The organism is Formosa sejongensis (assembly GCF_033447105.1).
Taxonomy (GTDB): Bacteria; Bacteroidota; Bacteroidia; order Flavobacteriales; family Flavobacteriaceae; genus Formosa.
In genome coordinates this window covers 13450-30346 of record NZ_JAWQUN010000024.1, presented here as the reverse complement: position 1 = coordinate 30346, position 16897 = coordinate 13450, and the positions used below count along the sequence as shown (strand labels likewise).

General features: G+C 35.1%; 12 protein-coding genes and 2 tRNA genes. 2 read left to right on the top strand and 12 right to left on the bottom strand.

Annotated features, from left to right (window positions below; translation table 11 throughout):
- Positions 1-55: 55 nt before the first annotated feature.
- The 5 genes from R6X41_RS16705 to porU form a co-directional block, all read right to left on the bottom strand.
- Positions 56-1672: a dihydrolipoyl dehydrogenase family protein gene (locus R6X41_RS16705; RefSeq protein WP_318501501.1), complete on the bottom strand. Its 1617-nt coding sequence runs from the start codon at positions 1670-1672 to the stop codon at positions 56-58.
- A gap of 3 nt (positions 1673-1675) precedes the next feature.
- The gene (gene pdhA / locus R6X41_RS16700) at positions 1676-2674 is read right to left on the bottom strand and encodes a pyruvate dehydrogenase (acetyl-transferring) E1 component subunit alpha (RefSeq protein ID WP_318501500.1); all 999 of its coding nucleotides are present in this window, start codon (positions 2672-2674) and stop codon (positions 1676-1678) included.
- A gap of 88 nt (positions 2675-2762) precedes the next feature.
- Positions 2763-3245 carry a cytidine deaminase gene (gene cdd / locus R6X41_RS16695; RefSeq protein WP_318501499.1) on the bottom strand — a complete coding sequence of 161 codons (483 nt, stop codon included), beginning with the start codon at positions 3243-3245 and terminating at the stop codon, positions 2763-2765.
- 108 nt (positions 3246-3353) lie between these two features.
- The gene (gene porV / locus R6X41_RS16690) at positions 3354-4613 is read right to left on the bottom strand and encodes a type IX secretion system outer membrane channel protein PorV (protein WP_318501498.1); all 1260 of its coding nucleotides are present in this window, start codon (positions 4611-4613) and stop codon (positions 3354-3356) included.
- Between the two features lie 33 nt (positions 4614-4646).
- Positions 4647-8522, bottom strand: a complete 3876-nt coding sequence (gene porU / locus R6X41_RS16685) for a type IX secretion system sortase PorU (protein ID WP_318501497.1) — start codon at positions 8520-8522, stop codon at positions 4647-4649.
- A 264-nt stretch (positions 8523-8786) separates the two neighbouring features.
- Between porU and gldJ the strand changes: the two genes are divergently transcribed.
- Complete coding sequence (gene gldJ / locus R6X41_RS16680; RefSeq protein WP_318501496.1) at positions 8787-10463, top strand: gliding motility lipoprotein GldJ; 1677 nt, start codon at positions 8787-8789, stop codon at positions 10461-10463.
- Between the two features lie 67 nt (positions 10464-10530).
- A complete protein-coding gene (locus R6X41_RS16675; RefSeq protein WP_318501495.1) occupies positions 10531-11814 on the top strand; it encodes a UDP-N-acetylmuramoyl-tripeptide--D-alanyl-D-alanine ligase in 1284 nt (427 codons plus the stop codon).
- 67 nt (positions 11815-11881) lie between these two features.
- Here the strand turns inward: R6X41_RS16675 and R6X41_RS16670 are convergent.
- From R6X41_RS16670 to R6X41_RS16640, 7 genes are all read right to left on the bottom strand, one after another.
- A tRNA-Val gene (locus tag R6X41_RS16670) sits at positions 11882-11956 on the bottom strand.
- Between the two features lie 86 nt (positions 11957-12042).
- Positions 12043-12117 (bottom strand) — tRNA-Val (locus R6X41_RS16665).
- A 64-nt stretch (positions 12118-12181) separates the two neighbouring features.
- Positions 12182-13399, bottom strand: coding sequence for a bifunctional folylpolyglutamate synthase/dihydrofolate synthase (locus R6X41_RS16660; RefSeq protein WP_318501494.1), 1218 nt, complete (start codon positions 13397-13399; stop codon positions 12182-12184).
- A gap of 3 nt (positions 13400-13402) precedes the next feature.
- Positions 13403-14287 (bottom strand): energy transducer TonB, encoded by an 885-nt coding sequence (locus R6X41_RS16655; protein WP_318501493.1) that lies wholly within the window; start codon positions 14285-14287, stop codon positions 13403-13405.
- A 1-nt stretch (position 14288) separates the two neighbouring features.
- Complete coding sequence (locus R6X41_RS16650; RefSeq protein WP_318501492.1) at positions 14289-14684, bottom strand: ExbD/TolR family protein; 396 nt, start codon at positions 14682-14684, stop codon at positions 14289-14291.
- Position 14685: 1 nt separating this feature from the next.
- Positions 14686-15387, bottom strand: a complete 702-nt coding sequence (locus R6X41_RS16645; RefSeq protein ID WP_318501491.1) for a MotA/TolQ/ExbB proton channel family protein — start codon at positions 15385-15387, stop codon at positions 14686-14688.
- Positions 15388-15628: 241 nt separating this feature from the next.
- Positions 15629-16855, bottom strand: a complete 1227-nt coding sequence (locus R6X41_RS16640) for a Glu/Leu/Phe/Val dehydrogenase dimerization domain-containing protein (protein ID WP_318501490.1) — start codon at positions 16853-16855, stop codon at positions 15629-15631.
- Between the last annotated feature and the right edge of the window lie 42 nt (positions 16856-16897).

The following is a 16897-nucleotide window of genomic DNA, read 5'->3' as shown; positions in this document are numbered from 1 at the left end:
CGCATAAAAAAAGCCATCACAAGGATGGCTTTTTTTGAATATGTTTTAATTTCGATTATAATAACATCGAAATTGGGTTTTCAATAAATCCTTTTAATGTTTGAAGGAATTGCGCTCCAGTAGCACCATCAATCGTTCTGTGATCGGCAGCTAAACAAAGCTTCATAGTATTACCAACTACAATCGCACCATCTTTAACAACTGGCTTTTGAACAATTGCTCCCACAGAAAGAATTGCTGAGTTAGGTTGGTTAATAATAGATGTAAATGTCTCTATTCCAAACATACCTAAGTTAGAGATAGTAAATGTACTACCTTCCATTTCTTCAAGTGATAATTTCTTAGTTTTAGCTTTGATAGCGTAATCTTTAACAGCAGCACCGATTTGAGTCAACTTGCGTTGATCTGCAAATTTAACAACTGGTACTAGAAGACCATCTTCAACAGCAACCGCTACACCAATGTGTACGTGGTTGTTTAATCTCATTTTGTCGTCAAACCATTGAGAATTTACTTGAGGATGTAACTTTAAGGCCATTGCACAAGCTTTAACAACGATATCGTTAAAAGAAACTTTAGTATCAGGAACAGCGTTTACTTCCTTACGGAATGCAATCGCATTATCCATATCAAACTCAACATTTAAGTAATAGTGAGGTGCAGTAAATTTAGATTTTGCTAAATTTTTAGCAATCGCTTTACGCATGTTAGAGTTTTTAATTTCTTCAAAACTCTCTTCTGATGCTGGTGCAGCAGTTCCGGCAGCGGCGGCAGGTGCAGCAGCTTTAGGTACAAAGTTTTCAACATCACGTTTAATAACACGTCCGCTTTCTCCTGATCCAGGAATATCTGCGATATTAAATCCTTTTTCGTCTGCAATTTTCTTAGCTAATGGAGACACGAATAAACGTCCACCATCGCTTGTTACTTTAGGAGTTGCTACAGGTGCAGCAGCTTTAGCAGCAGGAGCGGCTTTTGGAGCCTCTGCTTTTGGAGCGGCAGCCTTAGGTGCTTCTGCCTTAGCGGCAGGAGCTGCAGCAGCACCAAAATTACTAGCGATAGCAGATACATCTGTTCCTGCAGGGCCAATAATTGCTAATAATGCATCTACTTTAGCAGATTCACCTTCTTTTAATCCAATATATAATAAAGTTCCTGCATTGAATGATTCGAACTCCATAGTGGCTTTATCCGTCTCAATTTCAGCAAGGATATCTCCTTCTTCTATATTATCACCAATTTTTTTCAACCAGGTAGCAACAGTACCTTCTTCCATAGTATCACTTAAACGTGGCATAGTAACCACGATAACACCTTCTGGAATTTCAGCACTTGCAGCGGCCTCAGCAGGAGCTTCGGCAACTGGAGCTTCAGTTGTAGTTTCTTCAGCAGCAGGTGCTCCTCCTCCACTAACTAGTGCAGAAATATCTTCACCTTCTTCACCAATGATAGCAAGTAATTCGTCTACTTTTGTAGTTTCACCTTCTTGTACACCGATGTAAAGTAAAGTACCCTCATGGAATGATTCAAATTCCATAGTTGCTTTATCTGTTTCGATTTCAGCAAGGATATCACCTTCAGTTATTTTATCTCCAACTTTTTTCAACCACGCTGCAACGGTACCCTCTTCCATGGTATCGCTTAAACGAGGCATATTAATAATTTCAGCCATAGCTTATAATTTATGTTGTAAAAATGGGTAATCTTCTTGTTCGTATACAACGTCGTACATCACGCTCTTATCTGGGTATGGAGATTCGTCTGCAAATTTTTCGCATTCAAGAACACGTTTTTTAATATCTGCATCAATCTTTTTAAGATCTGCTTCTGAAGCGTATTTTTTGTCAAGAATAATGTCTTTTACTTGTGTAATAGGATCAATTTTCTTGTATTCTTCTACTTCAGCTTTTGTACGGTAATGTTGTGCATCACTCATTGAGTGACCTCTATAGCGGTACGTTTTTAATTCTAAGAATGTTGGTCCACCTCCTTTACGAGCTCTCTGAATAGCTTCTTCGAAAGCTTCAGCAACTTTTACAGGATTCATTCCATCTACAGGTCCACAAGGCATTTCGTAACCTAAACCTAGTTTCCAAAGTTCTTCGTGGTTAGCTGTACGCTTAACTGAAGTTCCCATAGCATAACCATTGTTTTCACAAACGAAAACAACTGGTAAATTCCATAACATAGCTAAATTGAATGTTTCGTGAAGTGACCCTTGACGAGCAGCACCATCTCCAAAACAACAAAGTGTAACCGCATCGCTACCGTGATATTTATCACCAAAAGCAAGACCAGCACCTAAAGGAATTTGACCTCCTACAATACCATGACCACCATAAAAACGGTGCTCTTTAGAAAAAATGTGCATTGAACCACCAAGTCCTTGAGAAGTCCCTGTTGCTTTTCCGAACAATTCTGCCATAACACGCTTAGGATCCACGCCCATACCTATTGGCTGTACGTGATTTCGATATGCGGTTATCATTTTATCCTTAGTCAAGTCCATAGCATGTAAAGCACCTGCTAATATGGCTTCTTGACCATTGTATAAATGTAGAAATCCTCTTACTTTTTGTTGAATGTATACTGCAGCAAGTTTATCTTCAAACTTTCTCCAAAACAACATGTCTTCATACCATTTAATGTATGTTTCCTTTGTGATTTTTTGCATGAGTAGCGTTAATTTAAAAACGAGAAACAAAAGTAACACATTCGTGGTTAACCAAAAAGCTGATTCTCGTAAAAATTATATAAAATATTTATAATACTGTTTTTTCAAAGACGAAAGGCAATAAATTTGACAATGATTTAGATCGCATGACCTCCCCAAACTCTCCCATAAAATAAATATCTATAGGACAATCTTGTTTCACCTCGTATTCTGCTATCGCTTGCCTACACGCTCCACAAGGTGGTATAGGCGAAGTTGTTTTATTTTTTATAGAGCCTGCAATTAATGCCATGCGCACGATTTTAGCGTCTGGAAACTGAGACCCAGCATAATAAATTGCTGTACGTTCTGCACATAAGCCAGATGGATAGGATGCATTTTCCTGATTATTACCAGTAACAATCTCGCCATTGTCTAATAAAATAGCTGCGCCAACTAAAAAATTTGAATACGGAGCATAAGCACGCAAGCGCGCTTTGACAGCATGTGTCATTAATTCTGAAACATCTTTTGGTAGTTCGTTTACATCTTCGTAAACCTCAAAGTGTGCTTCTGTTTTTATTGTTTTCATTAAAAAAACATATTAAGTTCTTCTTTCTAAAGATATAAAACTATTTAAAACAAAAAAACTATTGCGATGTGCAATAGTTTTTTATAATATTTTATTTAAAATGCAATTCTAGTATTCTGTATACGTTCCTGCTCCTAAGTTAAACGTTAAAGAAAAACGCAATGTATTTTCTAAAGGACTCTGTACTTTTGATGTTGAGAATAAATATGATAAATCGATAGCTATAACATTATATTTAAATCCTGCACCTAGAGCCATAAACTGTCTTGCACCTTTCTCTTCACTCTCGTGAAAATACCCAACTCTAAAACCAAAAGAATCCTGATACATATATTCTGCACCTAAAGCCCAAGTAAATTCTTGCATTTCTTCTGAAAAACCTCCTGGAGCATCTCCAAACGATTGAAACATTCCTGATAAGAAAGCAACATCATCCGATTGTCCTTCGTAAATAAGATCATAATCTCCAGTTCCATTTGTATAATCTCCTAAGACATCAATATCTTCGTCATATACACCATTACCATTAACGTCCTCATATTCTGTTTCTCTCCCCATAACTGGCGGTGTTGGCACTAATAATTTAGTCACTTCTCCAGTAATAGCTATTTTATTATATTCATCTAATATAAAATCGAAACCTCCTCCTAAACGTAACGTTGTTGGTTGAAAATTTTCTACTCCTGCTTCATCATATTTAAATTTAGGCCCAATGTTTTGAATGGCAAATCCACCTCTCCAACGACCGTTAAAATCGCTATAGGCCTCCTCTTCACTTTGGTAATACCCACCAATATCAACTCCGAAGGTACTTGCTGCAGAAGCATCTACATTACCTACATTTAATCTTAAATCTGAACGGTTATATCTCCCTGCTACACCCATTGAAAAATGATCACCCAGTCTTAGGTTATAAGATACGTCTACCGCTAACTCATATGGTTTTACGGTAAATGGATCTTGGTATTCATCTTCAACAAATTCTATCTCTCCTAAAGAAAAATATCTAAAACTTGCTGCAAACGCACTTCTTTCGTTTAAACGGTTAAAATATGTTAAACCCCCTAAGAAGATATCATTCACTAATCCGCTTAAATATGGGGTATAACTCATGGCTATACCTTGTTTAGTCTCTGAAAACGCATATTTAGCAGAGTTCCACTGTTGTGAAAATCCATCTACAGAGGTTGCAACCCCCATATCTCCCAAAGAACCAGCTCTGGCATCTGCTGCGATTTGTAAAAATGGCATTCCTGTTGTAATAACTCTTGAATCTTGCGGGTTTGCAATTATGGTTGTAGGATTATCTTGAGCATAAGTATTAATGGCCAGTAACGCCAAAAGTATTGCTAATATTGATTTTTTCATCTAATTAATTTATTTTACAAATATATATGTTTATTATAGGATAACAAGTTTCTCAATTTCTTCAACCGTTTTATTGAGTGATACAGACTTCACTTTAAGTTTATAAACATAAACGCCTTTTCCTATTTTATCACCAAAATCATCTCTTCCGTCCCAAACTATATCTCTAGACAACGATGATGATCCACCATTAGCTAACACATTTGTTTGCCCATTAATTGTTCTTACCAACTTACCCGAGACGGTAAAGATTTGTATAGAAACGTCTAAAGGACCCGAACTATTGTGGTTAAACCAAAATTCTGTGTAATTTACAAACGGATTTGGGTAATTTAAAACATTTGAAATCACTAAACTTTCATTTTCGTCATATACTACAAACTGAATTTCGGAAACTGATGAATTATTATATACATCCCAAGCTTTAACACTTAATGTATGTAATCCTGGCTCTAAATCTCTGAAAGGATATGTTACTACACCTCGCTGATAATCATCTATTTCTGTCTGATAATAATCGTTTAAAACATACGGATTAGTTTCGTCTCCATCTATAATCGCGACAATATCATGACCGATCCCACTAGCTGTATTTATACCATTTTCATCTTCTAATTTTACTAATAATGATGGTGATTCGTTTGTAATACCACCTGTAACAAAATTTTCATCGTTCATAAATAAATTTACCACAGGTCCAATATTATCTTCAGCAGCATTCTCATTTATTCCACCAACTTTTATTAAATTATTTGCCCCCGTTTGATCTTCCAACGGGTTTTCTGATTTCGAATAAAAACTAACACGACCATCACCTACAGGAATTCCTATATCCCTAGGTACCACAAAATCGAATTTAAATTTTCCAGCGCTAACCGTAGCTTGGCCTCTAAAAATAATTTCGCCTAAAGTAGTAAAATCCATCCTATACACTTCATTTCCAACTACAGTTCCATCGTTTCCAAGTGTTGTTCTTTCAATTTCTTTATCATATATGGTCGAAGCTAAAATACCATTATAATCTGTTATCAGATTACCCAGTTCATTTACAACTTCGCCAGATAAAGAAACATGACCTAATGCCTTTAATTGATCTATAGGTTCTCCCGTACTGAAGTCTGTAGCTCCTGTAAGTATAATATTAGGTTTCGGAATTGCTAACTTCATAGCTGGATCTCCTATATAAAACACCAAATACTTTTGTGAACTGGTAGAAGTCGTTCCCGGCTTGATTTTTGTTAAACGTAAAGCTTCAGCCATTGATGGATATTCGTTATTAGTACTTCCTGTATTATAAGAAAATAAATATTCACTCAGAACGGTATTAAAAGCGATCCCATTATTAACATAAATTTCTCTGGTAGTTGTAAGTAAACTGATAGCCCCTCCGTTTGGATTCCAAAACGTTACTTCTCCTGCTGTTTCTCGTGCAGGATTATCGAAACGTGTAAACTCGCATGTTACTGTAACAAAGCAATTCATTTTATATTCATTTGTTAACCCCGAGGCATCTGTTTTTACATAAATACGTTCGTGCGCCAAACCATCTTCACCACCATGTCCAAAATAATTAACTAATAAAGCTCCCGTTTGCATAGCAGTAACCATAGATTCGTTAACTTCTGGATAACGATTCCCCCCTGCAGACGACTCTTGTTTATAGGCATCGGAATGTATTTTTGTAACATTAATAAAAAGGTTTTCTGCTGAAATTGAATCGGCAATTTTATCTGTAGTTTGTTCTAAAATCACTTCCCAAGATTCATCTACATCATCAGAAACCATAACCACGCTATTTCTCCAACTTCCATAAGATTTATCATCATAATAACGCTCAATTTTATCAACCATTTGCGCTACCTGACTAGGATTATCTGCTACAATTCGTCCTATTGCGATATCTAACAAATTTGAAGTACTCATATCCCCCTCATTGTCTCCCATCATACCATAAAAGTCGTCAGACACATAAGAGTTCGTTAAGCTAAAACTATTATATGCATTCCATGAAGGCACATAATTTGTATTATTAGAAATTCTATTTTTATAATCGTAGGAGCAATCTCCAAACATGCATAAATATTTTATCTGCTTATCTGTTGTACTTGCATTATCGTAAACATATTTCACAAAATTACGAATGGCCGCTATATCTTGATTCCCTGTACTAAACTCATTATAAATAGCATTTAAGGTTACCACTTTTACATTTAGCCCATATTGTACTTTATTAATTTCTGCCAAGCGAACAGCCTGAGCATAAAAATTAGTTGGAGTTACAATTACATAGTCTACATCTTGAAACTCACCATTTTCATCTAAAAAAATAGTTCCTTTTAAATCTTGATTTTCTATTCTTGTGTTTGATTCACGTTTAGGCGTATAGTAATCTGAAGACGTTACAGCTACAAAAGTTTCTATTTGCCCTGCTGGACGCTTAAAACTAATATTAGATTCGGAAGTTGAGTTTAATAAATTTGAAACAGAAAAAGGATTACTAACATTCCATATTTCTGAAACTTTTGATGTTTCTGAAACGCGATATTCTACAATCCCACTACTTGATCCTACCTTATTATTATAGAAGCCAAACTGGTCTCCATAAAAGCGCAATGCACGTGTAGCTTCTAGAGATATATAATCTATATATCCCAAAGCACTCGGATTACCCTGTTTATTGTACGTTAAACTTACCGTGATTTCTGAACTATTACTCAGAACACTTTTATTCATAAAAGCATCACGCGCTAATGTCTCTCCACTTACACCAGATAAGTTTAAAACACCCTGAGAAACACCATTAACCGAGACATCGAAAGCTGAAGAACTATCTGAAGTTGAAGCAGCGATTGCTCTAAATGCCATAGGTTCTGTAGTAATAATGTCTGGCACTTCAAATTTAAACGACTTTTGTAAGGACACATCAAACCGATCTCCAAACCAACGCCTACCTACTTGCACCAAATTATACTCGTCTGTCTCATGAAATAAATAGGTTTGATGTGTATCTATAACCAAATTTGCAGGACTTTCTAAACTCACAAAAGGCTGAATACGTTTTCCGTCACTACCACTAACTTGTAAAAAATAAGATGTTTGCGTGGTATAACAATTTATGTTGGTATTACTCTCTGCATTATATTCATTCGGACCAATACCATAAAACAAAATATAATCATTGTCATCAAAAGAGCCATCTTCTTCGCCAACCACTTTTATTGCGTTTTCCTGAATATCATAATATTGAGTAGCATCATTACTATAAGGAATCATACTTCCTCCATTTCCAAAAACCTTAAGTTGTTTCGGATTTACACTATTTACATTTACACCTAATCCTTCTAAAAACGACTTCGATAATTTATAAACTCCTGTTGTATCTATATAAAACTGAAACCACTCTCCAGTTTTTAATGCAGAACTATATATGCCACTATCCGATAAAGACACGCGATTATTAGCACGTCCAACAACAGACGTTGAATACACCAAATTAAAAGACGTTATTTTTTTAAATGAATTTTCACTGTCCTTAATAATAGGAGACACTTCTAAAAACCCATAAGTTTTAGATCTTGCAACAGATTTATGAAGCTGAAATTGTAATTGATTTGGAATTGTAGAAACATCTAACCCCTTTAATTCTGATTTCGAAATTGAAGCATATGTAACATTCTCTAATCGCGCAGATTCTTCATTTAAAGACGAATTTAATTCCCATTGCGAAACAAATTTTAAACCTGTTTCTGAGTCATAACTAAAGTTGTCTGAGTTAAAACTAGGCACTTGTATAGAAAAACTCCCTGTAGAAATAGTCTGAGAACCATCCCAATTAATTTGAAATTGTTTTTGCTGAGAATACCCTACAAACGAGAGTAATAAAAGTAGTAAAACGACTGTTTTTTTCATTATTAGAATAACGTTTAACATAGGATCTTAGTATAAAAACCAAGTTTTTTTCACAATTGAGTCAAAAGTACGATAATATTTTATGAATAATACCGTTATTACAAACATCAAATTATGAGAGAAATTGGGTAAATCATCGGTATAATGAATAAAAAATAGGGTGAAATACACATTTTTTTAATTCAAATTTGATAAAATCACTTGTAGTATAAGGTTAAATTCTTATATTGCGGCACCAAATATAACATTTGCTTACTTAAAAGTATGGATATGAAAAACATAGTAACTGTAAAAGGCCTGTTAATAGTAACACTCGCTTTAGCCGCTATTAGCTGTAAAAATTCTGGTTCGAAAAATAGTTCGAAAGCAACCGGATGGGAAATAAATTCAAAAGAAGGAGGTTTCCAATACAACACTCAATACACGGAACAAGAAACAGCACCGGGTCTGGTGTTTATTGAAGGAGGAACTTTCACAAAAGGTCAAGTTCAAGACGATGTTATGCACGATTGGAATAATGCTCCAACACAACAGCACGTACAGTCTTTTTATATGGACGAAACCGAAGTAACAAATATTATGTATCTAGAATATTTAGATTACATAAAAAGCACATACCCACCGTCGCAAGATGGATTTAGAGCTATTTATAACGGTGCTCTACCAGACACTTTAGTTTGGAGAAACCGTTTAGGTTATAACGAAGTTATGACTGATAATTATTTACGTCACCCAGCGTATGCAGAATACCCTGTTGTTGGTGTAAGCTGGATTCAAGCTGTTGAATTCTCAAAATGGAGAACAGACCGTGTAAATGAACACAACCTTGTAAAAGCAGGTTACTTAGACAAAAAAGGACTTCTTTCTGACGTTACTGCTTCTTCAAACTTTAGTACCGATGCCTATATTAATGCACCATCGCAAACTTTCTCTGGTAACGAAGAGATTAAAACAAACAGTAAAAACGGCGCTACTAGAACAGATGCCGATGGTAACGAAACAAATATTTATGCCACTAGAGAAACAGGTGTACTTTCACCACAATACAGACTTCCTACTGAAACAGAATGGGAATATGCAGCTCTAGGTCTTTCAGAAGTAAGAGAATTTAACGTATATAGAGGTAGAAAAAAATACCCTTGGGATGGCCAATACACACGCTCTACTAACCGTAGAACTTTAGGTGACCAAAAAGCCAACTTCAAACAAGGAAAAGGAGATTACGGTGGAATCGCAGGATGGTCTGACGATAATGCAGATATTACTGCCGAAGTAAAATCTTACAAACCGAACGCGAATGGTCTTTATGATATGGCTGGAAACGTTGCAGAATGGGTTGCAGATGTATATCGCCCAATTGTAGACGACGATTTTAACGACTTTAACTACTACCGTGGTAACGTTTACACTAAAAATGCAATAAACGAAGATGGTACTGTAAAAATTGTAACTACAGACGATATTGTTTACGACACTTTAAGTAACGGAAAAATTGTAGCTAGAAATTTACCTGGTGATATTTTACAAGTTCCTATCGATGAAAACGAAACGTATTTAAGATCTAATTTCGATTCTAGTGACAACCGTGACTTTAGAGATGGAGACAAACGTTCTTCACGTTATTACGCAGACAACTTTGACGATAATGGAGAAGATGCTACTACAAAAGATAAAATGTATCATTCTCCTAAAAACACAATTACTAGAGACTCTGCTGGTAATATCATTAGAGAATATGACAAATCTAACAACAAAACATCTTTAATTAGCGACGAAGTTCGTGTTTACAAAGGTGGATCTTGGAAAGATAGAGAATACTGGTTAGACCCAGCACAAAGACGTTATTTCCCTCAAGATATGGCAACAGATTTTATTGGCTTTAGATGTGCAATGTCTAGAGTAGGTTCTAAAACAAAAACGAACGCCAAGACAAGAAATTAACAAAAAAATATATTATTTTTAAAAAAGTCCTAACCTCGCGTTAGGACTTTTTTTATACATTTATATTATGAAAATATCAGATTTACACACTCTATTTTTAAACTGTAATACCATATGTACAGATACAAGATCGGTAAAGGAAAATGATTTGTTTTTTGCTTTAAAAGGCGACCAGTTTAACGGAAACGTATTTGTTGCAAAAGCTTTAGAGTCAGGAGCAAAATATGCTGTAATAGACGAACAAGATTATCATATTGAAGGCAAAACCCTTCTAGTGAAAGATGTTCTGGAAACACTTCAAAGTCTAGCCGGATATCATCGCGACTATTTAAACATCCCCATAATCGCACTTACAGGTAGTAACGGAAAAACAACAACCAAAGAACTTATAAACGCTGTATTATCACAAAAATATGCAACCACAGCAACTGTCGGGAATTTTAACAATCATATTGGTGTCCCGTTAACATTACTTACCATGAATTCTAATACAGAAATTGGTATTGTTGAAATGGGTGCAAATCATTTAAAAGAAATTGAATTCCTTTGCGCTATAGCAAAACCTAATTTTGGATACATTACCAACTTCGGCAAAGCACATTTAGAAGGTTTTGGAAGCATTCAAGGTGTTATACAAGGCAAATCAGAATTATATACCTTTCTTAAAGAAACGCAAGGACTTGCTTTTATAAACAACAAGGACAGCAAACAAATAGATTTAACTTCAGATCTGATAACTATTGCTTTTGGAGATCATACTGTAGAAGCAAAAACGACTATAAACTTAGAAGATGCAGATCCTTTTGTTAGTGTTGAGTTCAACACAATGCACATACAAAGTCAACTAATAGGAACTTATAATTTTACAAATATTTCTGCTGCCATTACTATTGGAACCTATTTTGAAGTAGAAGATAAAAACATTAAAATAGCTATTGAAGGCTATACGCCAACAAATAACCGTTCACAAATCATTACGAAAGGAAGTCATAAAATTATTTTAGATGCTTATAATGCAAATCCTACAAGTATGAAAGCGGCTTTAGAAAGTTTTCATGTACTGAAAGACTCTAATAAAATAGCGATTATTGGTGATATGTTTGAATTAGGCGAAGATGCATTAAAAGAACATCAATCTATTGTTGACTTAGTATCAACTTTAAATATAAATCAAGTTATTCTTATTGGAAAATTATTTAAAACTACTAAAACGGTATCTGAACACATAAAATCTTTCGACTCTTTTGAAACTTTTAAGGAGACTTTAAATCAACTTAACATTAGCCATGCTACTTTGCTTATAAAAGCCTCACGAGGTATGAAATTAGAGCGCATCCTCGATTTAATATAGAATTACTTTAAAATGATTGCAAACGAAAAAAGCTTCTCAAAATTTGAGAAGCTTTTTTATTTGCTTGTGGGCGCAGAGGGATTCGAACCCCCGACCCCTTGGGTGTAAACCAAGTGCTCTGAACCAACTGAGCTATGCGCCCTAATATTTTATTAGGTATTCCAATACATTTGATTTTTTACTACCCTAAAAAATCATAAAAAAACTTCTCAAATCTAGAAGCTGTTGTGGGCGCAGAGGGATTCGAACCCCCGACCCCTTGGGTGTAAACCAAGTGCTCTGAACCAACTGAGCTATGCGCCCTAATTATTAGGTGTGCAAATATACACCTGTTTTTGATACTACAAAAACTTTTTTTTATTTTTTTTCAAATTATTTCTGCGACAACAAAAGTACTACCTCCAATATAAATAAAGTCATCGGCCTCGGCATTATTTAACGCATTTTTATACGCCTCATTTACAGATTCATAAACAGCCCCTATAAATCCATCGGCACTAAAATAAGCTTGCAAATCTTCTGCAGGCATACCTCTAGGCACATCGGGTTTACAAAAATAATACGTTGCGTTTTTAGGTAATAATGGTAAAATAGAGGAAACATCCTTATCATTTACAACTCCAAAGACCATATGTAAACGTTTAAAAGTTTCTAATTGCAACTGTTTCATAACCTCTAGCAACCCTTCTTTATTATGACCTGTATCGCAAACCACCTTCGGATGTTCTTGTAAAATTTGCCAACGCCCTTGTAATCCTGTATTTTTCATTACGTTTAGCAATCCGGTTTTGACTTGTGTTTCTGAAATAGAATAGCCTAAAAGTTTTAATTCCTTAGCCGTTTGCAATACCGTCTTAATATTCTTTGTTTGATAAATCCCTTTTAAATCACTTGGAAAAGTTTCACGAATCGTTTGATCTGCAAACGTAATTTTAGAATTTAGTTTTTCAGCAATAGTATTAAAAATCACTTCAGTTTCCTTTTGAGTTTCACCAATGACAACAGGAACTTCAACCTTGATAATTCCACCTTTTTCTGAAGCAATCTCAGCCAATGTCGTTCCTAAAAACTGAGTATGATCTAATCCAATATTTGTAATTACGGAAACTTCTGGGGTTATTATATTTGTAGAATCTAACCGACCTCCTAAACCAACTTCAATTACAGCGATATCCACTTGTTCTTTATTGAAGTAATCGAAGGCCATACCGACTGTCATTTCAAAAAAAGACAGTTTCTTCTGAGTTAGAAATGATTTATTTGAAGTGATAAAATCGACAACGAATGCTTCTGAAATCTCTTTCCCGTTAATACGAATACGTTCTCGAAAATCTTTTAAATGTGGTGATGTGTACAACCCCACTTTATAACCTGATTCTTGAAGAATGGAGGCCAACATATGGCTAGTAGACCCTTTACCATTGGTTCCTGCAACATGAATAGATTTAAAGCCTTTTTCAGGATGATTTAAATATTCGGCTAATTCTATGGTATTGGTAAGATCTTTTTTAAACGCCGATTGCCCTTGGCGCTGATACATAGGAAGTTGAGAAAACATCCAATCAACAGTTTCTTGATACGTCATAATTTACTGACCTAAACTAAAATTGATACTTACAAACCCTATTTGTCTTGTAGGTGCATTGGGATCTGGTCTCCAATGGTGAGACATTGCTATTTTTTTTGCAGGTTCTAATAAACATGGACTATTATTTTCTGTACCTTTTACTCCTGGCTCTGCTTTAGTGACTTGCCCCTGTTGGTTAACTTCAATACGAACAACAACCAAACCAGATTCGTTACAATTCTGCTTTACCGTATCAAAAGTTGCTTTTCCTCTTCCGTTTAATCCATATCCAACACCTCCACTACCCGATCCTGAACCACCAAAATAACTAGCTGCGTATGGATCCCCATCTGGCTGACCTTTATCTCCTGCTTTATCATCGTTACCTTCACTGCCTTTTGCTGTTCCTTCAGATTTAATTACACCTGCCATTATGCCATCTAAAACCTTTTTCTTCTCAGCTTTCTCACGTTGTTCTTTAGCAACCTGTTCTGCTTCTGCTTTGGCTTTAGCATCTGCCTGAGCTTTTGCTTTATTTTCGGAGTCTTTCTTAGCTTTTGATTCTGCTTCTTTTTGTTTTTTTATGGCTACAGCTTCAGAATTATCTTCGCTAAGTACATTTTCTTTTACCTGAGACGCTTCTGCAGGAGCAGGTTTAACCGGTTCTGGTTCTGTAACTTCTTCGGGCACTTTATTTACATTAACGGGTTCTGACTTTATAGGTTCGTTAGGTTGCACATTTCCGCTTCCAAAATCTGTAGTTCCAAAATTTACTGCAACACCATATTCTTCAGGAGGATCCATATAGGGAGGTCCCATAACAAACATCAACAACACTATAATCAAACTAATTAATAGCGTGATTGTTGCAGAATTACGTTCATGTTTTGTTTCTAAATACTTCATATTAGTCATTTGGACGCACTGCCAAAATCACTTTAAATTTATTTCTATTCGCTATATCCATAACTTTCACAACATATTCTACAGGAACAGACTGCTCTGCACGTAATACGATTGTAGGTTTATCTTGATTAGCCAAAGCATTTTTAATTTCGTATTCCAAAACACTTTCACCAACACGTTTTTGATCGATATAAAACGTTAAATCCTTTTTAATGCTAATGGCTATAGTTTGCTTATTTTCTGTAGTACCACTCGCTTTTGGAAGTAAAATATCGATTGCACTTGTAGTAACCAAAGTCGATGCTAACATAAAAAAGATAAGTAGCAAGAATACAATATCTGTCATAGACGACATATTGAATTCTGGTGTTACTTTATTTCGTCCTCTTAGATTCATATTAAATTGGCTCGTTTAAGTGATCTAAAAATTCTAAAGAATTAGATTCCATTTGATAGACTACTTTATCCGTTCTTACCACCAAATGGTTATAAGTAACATAAGCCACAATACCAACAATTAGACCTCCTACTGTTGTTGTCATGGCAGTATAAAGTCCGTCGGCTAATAATTTAATATCGATTTGTCCACCAGAATTGGCAATTTCAAAAATAGAAAGAATCATCCCGATTACGGTTCCTAAGAACCCAATCATAGGTGCTGCACCAGAAATTGTAGCGAGAACACTTACATTCCGTTCTAAACCATAAACTTCTAAACGGCCAGCATTTTCAATTGCAGTATTTATATCTTCTAAAGGCTTTCCTATTCTAGAAATTCCTTTTCCGATTAATCGAGATACCGGAGTATTTTGTTGAGCACATAAGGTTTGAGCAGAATCTATCTTACCATTGGTAACATGATCTTTGATTTCGTTCATAAAGTTCCTATCTATTTGCGAGGCGGCTTTAATAGCAAATAAGCGTTCAAAATAGATATAGAGTGCTACAATTAATAGAATAAAAAGTATTCCAATAATAAATTGTCCAGCGACTCCTCCGCTGCTAATTAATTCAATAATTGAAAGTGTTTTTTTAACAGGTTCTGCATCTGTTAAAACTTCAACTCCTTCTGTAGGGTTTTGAAAAAGGGCGTATAACATAAGTTTATTTAATAGTTTACTTGATAATTTATATAACGTTTAATTCTTTGCTTAAGTATATTTAAAATAAGGATCTTTTTAACCTTCGTCTTTACCTAAATATTAGACAAAAATATCAATTTTATTCATCCCACATAATATAACAATACAACTATATTCAGATTCGGCTTAACAGCTTATAAAAACAAGTTAAGTCGAGAACTATTATCATTTAATAATTGCATTTTCTATTCGTATTTAATTAGATAAGTTGACTTAAAGCGATTTGAAATGCGGTTTCGCTAATCTTAGTTTTGGTTTGATTTTTTTGGTAAATACGTTTCAATGCATTTTCTATAATAACAGACGTATCATTAAAAATGGCTTCATCGGTCATTTGCACTTTACGCTCCATAAAATAAGCAAATACACGCGCCATTCCGCAATTGGAAATAAAATCGGGAATTAAACTTATTTTATTATCTGTATATTCCATAATTGGACCGAAAAAGATTTCGCTATCGGCAAATGGCACATTCGCACCACAAGTAATAACTTCTAACCCACTGTCAATCATTTTATCTATTTGGTCTTTGGTTATTAAACGAGACGCGGCACAGGGTGCAAACACTTCAGTTTTTATAGACCATATTTTTTCATTTATTTCTTCAAAAGGAATTAACTCTGAACTTTGTATGGCATTCCCAGTTTTGTTAACATACAAATCTCGAATCGCCTCAAAAGAAAAACCATTTTCGTTAATTACACCTCCAGAAATATCAATTATTCCAACAACTTTAGCTCCCATTTTTGCAAAGTAAAAAGCTGCGGCTGCTCCAACATTACCAAACCCCTGAACAACAACACGCTTCCCTACAATCGATGATTTTTGAATGTTATAAAAATGTTTAGCTGCTTCTGCAACACCATAACCAGTAATCATATCGGCTATCGTATATTTTTTAGAAACACTTGGTGAGTAATTGGGATTTTCTATCACTTTAATTACGCCTTGACGTAATTGTCCAATTCGATTAATCTTGTCGGCTTCTGTCGGTTTAAAATGTCCATTAAAAACACCTTCTTGCGGATGCCAAACACCACTCTCTTCTGTAATAGGAATAACTTCGTGAATCTCATCTACATTTAAATCTCCACCAGTTCCGTAGTAACTTTTTAAAAGGGGAGAAACCACTCTATACCAACGCTCGAGCACGCCTTTTTTTCGAGGATCTTTAGGGTCGAAATTAATACCAGATTTAGCTCCACCAATAGCAGGTCCAGAAACGGTAAATTTAATTTCCATGGTTTTCGCTAACGAAAGCACTTCATTCATATCTAACCCCTTTCGCATTCTAGTTCCTCCTCCAGCAGCACCGCCTCTAAGCGAATTAATAACAGTCCAACCTTCGGCTTCTGTTTCAGGATCTTTCCAATGAAACACAATTTCCGGACTTTTATTTTCGTATTTCTGAAGTAAATCTTTCATTACGCTGATTATATTACACTAACAAATATAATCAACTAAACA